Genomic DNA, 6,000 nt, shown 5'->3' on the forward strand with positions numbered 1-6,000 from the left:
CGGCCGTCGGGAGCGCCCGAGTGCTCTTCGCCAGGCGAGACGTTCGAAGGGCGGCTCTCCCTGTGGCCCTTTCCACGGAACGGGAGCGCGGGTGACGTCAGAAGAAGGACGGGGTGTCCGGCTCGACGCGCCCGTCGAACAGCCGCCAGGCCCACACCTGCACGACGACGACGAGGACGAGCGCACCGAGCCCGTAGGCGGTCAGCACCGCGAGAGCCCGCCCGCTCGCCGGGTGGGCCATCAGGGCGGGCGCGGAGACCAGCCCGGCCGCGACGGCCGGGACGCTCACCGCCACGGCACTGAGCGCGAGGACTCGGCCGCCTCCGTCGAACGGGCGGGAGCCGATCCACCACAGCGCCGCCACGGCGCCGAAGAGAGGGAGCATCGCCGGGGCGCCGCCGGGGCCCCCGGTGACGACGGCCACCACCAGGCCGCCGCCCGCCGCGACAGAGGCCAGCACGAGGGCGAGCCTCGTGACCCTGCCCCCGAGCCGCTGGAGGTCGGAGTGGAGGTGGCAGGGCAGGCGGCGGGCCAGGAATGCCGTTCCGTGCACCCCGAGCAGCGCGGGCAGGGTCACCGCCCACAGCACCGCGTAGGGGGCAAACAGCGTCCCGGCCGACAGCGGGGGTCCGGGCGGGCCGAGCAGCAGGTTGCCGATGACGAACCCCCACGCGACGGCCAGCAGCCCGCTGCCGGCGACGATCGCCCTCGCCCACAGGCGCCGCCAAGCCCCCCCTGTGCGGCGGAGCCTGAACCACAGCCCCGCGTCACGGATGACCCATCCGACAAGGCCGGTGACGACGAACGGGTAGAGTCCCGAGATGATCTCTCCCTCCACGAGGGGGAACGCGCCCATCAGCACGCCCGCCACGGCGACCAGCCATACCTCGTTGGCCAGCACGAACGGCGCGAAAGCGGCCACCGAGACGTCCGTGTCGTCCCGCGTGCCGTACCGCCCCAGCACCAGCCCCGCGCCGAGGACGAACCCCTCCAGGACGAAGTAGCCGACCAGGAGCGATCCCAGGATCAGTAGCCAGACGACGTCCACGGTTCTTCCTCCCTTCCCGACGACCGGTGAGCGGCGGCGTCGGCGTCCGGTACCGGCAGGGTCCTGGCGCCGAGTCTGAGCGCGTCCTCTTCCGGGCCGCGCCGGACGAGATCGACGATGAGCGAGTAGTCGACGGCGGCCAAGAGGAGCAGGACCGCGGTGAACGCGACCAGCGATCCGGTGATGGCCACCGTGCCGATGTCACCAAGTGCCTCCTCGGTCCTCAGCAGTCCGTAGACGGCCCAGGGCTGGCGGCCCACCTCCCGGACCACCCATCCGCAGACGACGGCGGCGAACGGGAGCGGGATCAGGAACGTCATCACGCGCAGCAGCGGCCGCAGGCGGACACTCCAGCGCCAGACCATCAGCAGGAGGAGGAGCGGGGCGAACAGCGCCAGTATCTGACCGATGAAGATCATGACCTGGCTGACCTCGTGGATCCACGCGGGCGGGGTGAGGTCTCCCGGCCCGAACTGGGCGGCGAGCAAACTGCGGGCCCTGGCGAGTTCCTCGGCGTCGCCGCCGGTCAGCGCCGTCTTGGCGGGCTGGAAGCCGCCGATCACCGGGAACTGCGCGATGCCGCCGGCCATGACCAGGGGCGCGGTCACGGCCGCCACCACCAGGCCCACGCGCATCGAGCGGCGGAAGAAGTCGACGTCCCGCGTACGCCGGAGGAAGTGGTGGGCGCTGACGCCGGCCACGAAGAACGCTCCGACGCTGAGTGCGGCCGGCAGCAGATGGGCCAGGGTCACCGTCAGGGCGGGATTGCCCACCAGCGCGCCGAAGTCGGTCAGGCGGATGCCCGTCCCGTGCCTCTCGTACCCGACCGGGTGCTGCATGAAGGAGTTCGACGCCATGATGAGGAACGCCGAGGCGTAGGCCGTCAGCGTGACGACGGCGAACGCGGCGAGGTGCGCGATCCTGGGGAGCCGGTGCCAACCGAAGATCCATAGCCCGAGGAAGGTGGACTCCAGGAAGAACGCCACGAGGGTCTCCAGCGCGATGGCCGCGCCGAAGACGTCCCCCGTCAGCTTCGCCAGGCCGCTCCAGTTGAGCCCGAACTGGAACTCCATCACGATGCCCGTCACGATGCCGAGCGCGTAGTTGACGAGGTAGATCTGCCCCCAGAACCGGGTCATCCGCTCGTACACCGGCCTGCCGCCGAACACCCATCTGGCCTGCATGTACAGGATCAGGGGCGCGAGGCCGAGCGTCAGCGCGACGAAGAGGAAGTGCAGGCTCGTCGTCAGCGCGAACTCAAGCCTGGCGAGGTCGAGTGGTTCCATGGTCTCGCACGCTAGAGGCGTGCCCGGGAACCGGTCGTCACCCCGCGGGGGCGTCAGGAAGCGCCGCTGGGCGTATACGGTCCGCTCACCGTACGCCGGGAGGCGCCGCGCATACGGTCCGCTCACCGTGTGCCGGGAACGACCAGTCCCGTCTCGTAGGCGATCACCACGAGTTGCGCGCGGTCCCGCGCCCCCAGCTTGAACAGGGCGCGGCCCACGTGGGTCTTCACCGTCGCCGGGCTGATGAAGACGCGCCGGGAGATCTCCTCGTTGGACAGACCGCCGCCGACGAGTGCCACGATCCCCTTTTCGCGTTCTGTCAATACGCCCAGAGGCGTGTCGTCGAGCCGGTGGGGGCGATCTCCGGCGACGAAGCCCTCGATGAGGCGGCGCGTGACGCCGGGGGAGAGCAGCGACTCTCCCCCGGCCACCACGTGGACGGCCCTGCGCAGCTCGTCGGGGTCGGTGTCCTTGAGGAGGAAACCGCTCGCCCCGGCCCGCAACGCGTCGAAGACGTACTCGTCGACCTCGAAGGTGGTGAGCACGACGATCCGCACGTCCCGCAACGAGGCGTCACCCGCGATGATCCGGGTGGCCTCGATGCCGTCCAGGATCGGCATGCGGATGTCCATCAGCACGATGTCGGGCCGCTCCGCGCGTGCCAGCTCGACGGCCTCGGCCCCGTCGGGCGCCTCCCCGACGACGACGATGCCGGGGTCGCGTTCGAGCAGCGCGCGGAAACCGGCGCGTACCAGCGTCTGGTCGTCCGCCAGGGCGACGCGTGTGCTCACCGGTGCCTCTCCTTCGTGGGCAGCCAGGCGTGGACATGGAATCCCCCGGCGGGGGCGGGGCCCGCGGTGAGGTGACCGCCGAGCGCGGTGACGCGCTCTCGCATCCCGGTGAGGCCGTGGCCTGGTGGTTTTTCCCCGGACGCTCCCGGCCCCCCGCCGTCGTCGACGACTTCGATGGAGACACCCGACGGCTCGTAGGAGACGGTCATCTCGACCGTGCTCGCCCCCGAGTGCCGAATCACGTTCGTCACCGACTCCTGGATGATGCGGTAGGCGCTCGCGTCGACCGCCGCCGGGAGATCGTACGGCTCCCCGCGAGTGCCCCACCCTACGTGGAGCCCCGCCCGTTGCGCCATCATGGTGAGGTCCCGAACGCTTGACAGGCGGGGTACGGGAGAGCGGGGCTCCCCGCCCGGATCGAGGTGGCGCAGCAAGCCGATCGTCGAGCGCAGCTCGTTCATCGCCTCGACGCTCGCCTCGCGGATCGCCGCCACCGCCTGCCTGCTGCGCTCGGGCCTCTCCTCGAACAGCTCGTGGGCCACCTGGGCCTGCACCTGGATCACTGTGACGGTGTGGGCGATCACGTCGTGGAGCTCCCGGGCGATCCGCAGCCGCTCGTCCTCGATCCGGCGCTCGGCCTCGGCCTCCCTGGCCTCCTGGGCGATCCGCAGCCGCTCGCGCACCTCCTCCGCGAGCGCCTGCCTGCTCCGCGCCGCCTCGCCGAGAAAAAGCGCGGCCGCCAGCAGCGCCGCCTGGAGCGCCGCCTTCTCGACAAGGAGGCTGAGCACCGGATCCCGGACGACGATCGCGCGGTAGCCAACGCTGTAGACGCTGAGCACGCCCACGATCACCGCCGCCCGGCCGAAATACCCGCGCTCCGCGGCCGTGTACGTGGCCACCCCCAGGACGATCGCGACGGAGAGGCTCGGGTAGGCGAGAGAGTGATACACCAGCACCAGCGCGCAACTGGCCACCAGCACCGGCAGCGGCCGAGTACGGCGGGCGAGCAGGACCAGGCCCATCCCCGCGCCGATGGCGTAGGCCAGCGCGTCCGGGGGCCTGGCGCCCGGCTCGGCGGACACGACGATCATCGTCGTCGCGGCAACGGCGACGAGGACGGCGAGCGCACCGTCGAGCAGGCTGGGCGGGACACCTCGCAGTTGCGCCCGGAGGGCTCGTACCGACATAGCGCGACCCTAGTATTCGGCTCTCCGCTCCCAAACGTGTACCCAGCCGCCAGGTAGGTCTCGTGACGCATGACCCCTTATTGAGTGGGGCCGAGGCTGTGGCGGAGAAGTTCGAGGTCGGCGAAGGGAAATCGGCATAGCCGGCCGGACTCTTCGCTCCTGCCCGCCACTCAGTCGAGGCAGAACTCGTTGCCCTCAACGTCCTGCATGACCAGGCACGACTCGTTCACCTCATCGGCAGGCAGGAGCCGCACGCGTACCGCGCCGAGCGGGATCAGCCGCGCGCATTCGGCCTCAAGGGCCGCCAGGCGCTCCTCACCCACCAGCCCGGTGCCGACCCGCACGTCAAGGTGCAGCCGATTCTTGACGGCCTTCCCTTCGGGAACGCGCTGGAAGTACAGCCGCGGACCCGCGCCCGAGGGATCACTGCATACGAACCATGAATCCCGCTGCTCGGGCGGCAGCGTGCGATTGAAGTCGTCCCAACTGGCAAACCCCTCCGGTGGCGGTGGCGCGACGTACCCCAGCACCTCGCACCAGAAACGAGCAACGCGCTCAGGCGATGCGCAGTCGAAGGTGACTTGAATCTGCCTAACCAATGCTCCCACGGACCAACCCTCCCATAGGTTGCCATACGTCCCGCGATCACCCACTCAGAACGTCGGACGGACCATGCGATCGCCGGGGCCGATCGGAACGGCTGTCCTTGGTCGCGCTTGCGACGTCTTCCCCAGGGGGCGGGATTAGACGGTTTCCCGACAGGACGCTCACCTGGCCCCGGAAAACGGGCATAGGAGGATAAAACACCACTGTTGGCGGGCCATTTCGGGTTCCGATTGGCGACAGTATTTTCCGGCAGGTAGAACGGGGCTTCGTCCTTCCTGAGGAGCGCCGGTGCGGATCGTCTACTCCCGCTCGTCCACCGCGACCCGGCCCCTGCTGCGGCAGCGGCACGTCCTCACCGAGGCCGGGCTGCTGGTCCGGACCGGGGGTGTGGCCGACCGTGAATATCGGCGAGTACCGAACCGATCTTGATGTGGGCGTCCTCGAGGACCTTCTCGACTCGTTGCATCTCCCGGGTCCGGTCACCGACCAGAGCGCGGCGATACCTGGTCGGATCACGTGGTTGCCGGACCTGTTGAGGGTGCACCGGCGAGGGCCGGCACATGCCCCGCTCGGCGACCTTGGCCGGCCGGACCGCATCGGCTCGGTCGGTCTTGGCGCGACCCGGCACGTTCTTCACCTCGCGGGCGTTGACCAGCCAGCACTCGAAACCCTCTCCCTCCAGCAGGTAGTAGGCGTCCTTCCAGTACTCGCCGGTGGCCTCCATCACCACGCGAGTCACGCCCCAGCAGCGCAACCAATCGGCCATCTCCGCGATTACCACCGAAAGAGAGACAGAGCCCGATTTTTGATGGTTGCCTGGCGCCTGCTCCGACGGCGGTTAGGACGCGGACTCGATCTCGAGGACCGCCTTGCCGTGCAGGCGGCGGCCGAGTAGGGCCTCGGTCGCCTTGGAGGCCTCGTGCCAGGAGCCCCGCCAGGAGATCTGCGGGTCCAACTGTCCGGCGGCGAGGCGGCCTGCCAGCCAGGTCAGGTCGGGCGCCAGGCCCTGGCAGCCGAGCAGGAAGAACGTGACGATCGAGCGATCGTGCCGTCCCTGGTCGCCGAAGAAGGCGCCGAAGGGG

6 protein-coding genes and 1 pseudogene are annotated in these 6,000 nt (G+C 70.1%); all 7 read right to left on the bottom strand.

Annotated features, from left to right (window positions below; genetic code table 11):
• Positions 1–97 precede the first annotated feature (97 nt).
• Positions 98–1,048, bottom strand: coding sequence for a cytochrome d ubiquinol oxidase subunit II (locus ACSDR0_RS43175; RefSeq protein ID WP_435294773.1), 951 nt, complete (start codon positions 1,046–1,048; stop codon positions 98–100).
• Entirely contained in the window at positions 1,027–2,334 is a 1,308-nt protein-coding gene (locus tag ACSDR0_RS43180; protein ID WP_435294774.1) for a cytochrome ubiquinol oxidase subunit I, read from the bottom strand. Before ACSDR0_RS43180 ends, ACSDR0_RS43175 begins: the two co-directional genes overlap by 22 nt.
• Before the next feature lie 122 nt (positions 2,335–2,456).
• Entirely contained in the window at positions 2,457–3,125 is a 669-nt protein-coding gene (locus tag ACSDR0_RS43185; protein ID WP_435294775.1) for a response regulator, read from the bottom strand.
• Complete coding sequence (locus ACSDR0_RS43190) at positions 3,122–4,312, bottom strand: sensor histidine kinase (protein WP_435294776.1); 1,191 nt, start codon at positions 4,310–4,312, stop codon at positions 3,122–3,124. The genes ACSDR0_RS43185 and ACSDR0_RS43190 overlap by 4 nt, the downstream gene beginning before the upstream one ends.
• Positions 4,313–4,482: 170 nt before the next feature.
• Positions 4,483–4,911 (bottom strand): VOC family protein, encoded by a 429-nt coding sequence (locus tag ACSDR0_RS43195; protein ID WP_435294779.1) that lies wholly within the window; start codon positions 4,909–4,911, stop codon positions 4,483–4,485.
• Positions 4,912–5,270: 359 nt separating this feature from the next.
• On the bottom strand, positions 5,271–5,684 hold the full coding sequence (locus ACSDR0_RS43200; protein WP_435294777.1) for an IS110 family transposase: 414 nt from the start codon (positions 5,682–5,684) through the stop codon (positions 5,271–5,273).
• 72 nt (positions 5,685–5,756) lie between these two features.
• Positions 5,757–6,000 (bottom strand): annotated as a pseudogene (locus ACSDR0_RS43205) (zinc-binding dehydrogenase); the annotation flags it as partial.

The organism is Streptosporangium sp. G11 (assembly GCF_051192615.1).
GTDB lineage: Bacteria > Actinomycetota > Actinomycetes > Streptosporangiales > Streptosporangiaceae > Streptosporangium.